The following is a 2,500-nucleotide window of genomic DNA, read 5'->3' as shown; positions in this document are numbered from 1 at the left end:
CCTGCGAGTTTGCGGTGTGTTGCGAGGTTAACCCGGGTGGGGTAGCCGTAGCGAAAGCGAGTCCGAACAGGGCGTTTCAGTAGCACGCTCAAGACCCGAAGCGGAGTGATCTAGCCATGGGCAGGTTGAAGCGGAGGTAAGACTTCGTGGAGGACCGAACCCACCAGGGTTGAAAACCTGGGGGATGACCTGTGGTTAGGGGTGAAAGGCCAATCAAACTCCGTGATAGCTGGTTCTCCCCGAAATGCATTTAGGTGCAGCGTCGTGTGTTTCTTGCCGGAGGTAGAGCACTGGATAGGCGATGGGCCCTACCGGGTTACTGACCTTAGCCAAACTCCGAATGCCGGTAAGTGAGAGCGCGGCAGTGAGACTGTGGGGGATAAGCTCCATGGTCGAGAGGGAAACAGCCCAGAGCATCGACTAAGGCCCCTAAGCGTACGCTAAGTGGGAAAGGATGTGGAGTCGCAGAGACAACCAGGAGGTTGGCTTAGAAGCAGCCACCCTTGAAAGAGTGCGTAATAGCTCACTGGTCTAGTGATTCCGCGCCGACAATGTAGCGGGGCTCAAGCGTACCGCCGAAGTCGTGTCATTGCAGCATGAAGCCCTAACGGGTGCTGTGATGGGTAGGGGAGCGTCGTGTGCCGGGTGAAGCTGCGCCGGAAGGCAGTGGTGGACGGTTCACGAGTGAGAATGCAGGCATGAGTAGCGATTCACACGTGGGAAACGTGTGCGCCGATTGACTAAGGGTTCCTGGGTCAAGCTGATCTGCCCAGGGTAAGTCGGGACCTAAGGCGAGGCCGACAGGCGTAGTCGATGGATAACCGGTTGATATTCCGGTACCCGCTGTGAAGCGTCAGACATCGAACCAGGCGATGCTAAGTCCGTGAAGCCGTCCCGGAGCCTTCGGGCAAAGGGAAGTGGTGGAGCCGACGAACCAGACTTGCAGTAGGTGAGTGATGGGGTGACGCAGGAAGGTAGTCCAGCCCGGGCGGTGGTTGTCCCGGGGTAAGGGTGTAGGCCGTGCGGTAGGCAAATCCGTCGCACATTAAGGCTGAGACCTGATGCCGAGCCGATTGTGGTGAAGTGGATGATCCTATGCTGTCGAGAAAAGCCTCTAGCGAGTTTCATGGCGGCCCGTACCCTAAACCGACTCAGGTGGTCTGGTAGAGAATACCGAGGCGTTCGGGTGAACTATGGTTAAGGAACTCGGCAAAATGCCCCCGTAACTTCGGGAGAAGGGGGGCCATCACTGGTGATCCGATTTACTCGGTGAGCTGGGGGTGGCCGCAGAGACCAGCGAGAAGCGACTGTTTACTAAAAACACAGGTCCGTGCGAAGCCGTAAGGCGATGTATACGGACTGACGCCTGCCCGGTGCTGGAACGTTAAGGGGACCGGTTAGTCACATTTCGGTGTGGCGAAGCTGAGAACTTAAGCGCCAGTAAACGGCGGTGGTAACTATAACCATCCTAAGGTAGCGAAATTCCTTGTCGGGTAAGTTCCGACCTGCACGAATGGCGTAACGACTTCTCGACTGTCTCAACCATAGGCCCGGTGAAATTGCACTACGAGTAAAGATGCTCGTTTCGCGCAGCAGGACGGAAAGACCCCGGGACCTTTACTACAGTTTGATATTGGTGTTCGGTTCGGCTTGTGTAGGATAGCTGGGAGACTGTGAAGCTTGTACGCCAGTACAGGTGGAGTCGTCGTTGAAATACCAGTCTGGTCGTGCTGGATGTCTAACCTGGGTCCGTGATCCGGATCAGGGACAGTGTCTGATGGGTAGTTTAACTGGGGCGGTTGCCTCCTAAAGGGTAACGGAGGCGCCCAAAGGTTCCCTCAGCCTGGTTGGTAATCAGGTGTTGAGTGTAAGTGCACAAGGGAGCTTGACTGTGAGACCGACGGGTCGAGCAGGGACGAAAGTCGGGACTAGTGATCCGGCGGTGGCTTGTGGAAGCGCCGTCGCTCAACGGATAAAAGGTACCCCGGGGATAACAGGCTGATCTTCCCCAAGAGTCCATATCGACGGGATGGTTTGGCACCTCGATGTCGGCTCGTCGCATCCTGGGGCTGGAGTCGGTCCCAAGGGTTGGGCTGTTCGCCCATTAAAGCGGTACGCGAGCTGGGTTTAGAACGTCGTGAGACAGTTCGGTCCCTATCCGCTGTGCGCGTAGGAATATTGAGAAGGGCTGTCCCTAGTACGAGAGGACCGGGACGGACGAACCTCTGGTGTGCCAGTTGTTCTGCCAAGGGCATGGCTGGTTGGCTACGTTCGGGAGGGATAACCGCTGAAAGCATCTAAGCGGGAAGCCTGCTTCGAGATGAGTGTTCCCACCTCCTTGAGAGGGTAAGGCTCCCAGTAGACGACTGGGTTGATAGGCCGGATGTGGAAGCCTGGTAACGGGTGAAGCTGACTGGTACTAATAGGCCGAGGGCTTGTCCTCAGTTGCTCGCGTCCACTGTGTTGGTTCTGAAACCACGAACAACCCCGTATGGCCACA

At 56.8% G+C, this 2,500-nt stretch carries 1 rRNA gene (cut by a window edge); it reads left to right on the top strand.

The features are described from left to right. Positions 1 to 2,443: ribosomal RNA gene (locus AOK24_RS05385) — 23S ribosomal RNA — on the top strand (it extends 681 nt beyond the left edge of the window). Positions 2,444 to 2,500 lie beyond the last annotated feature (57 nt).

The organism is Streptomyces niveiscabiei (assembly GCF_001419795.1).
Lineage (GTDB): Bacteria > Actinomycetota > Actinomycetes > Streptomycetales > Streptomycetaceae > Streptomyces > Streptomyces niveiscabiei.
The sequence above is the reverse complement of the archived record's forward strand: the minus strand, read 5'-3'. Positions and strand labels throughout refer to the sequence as shown.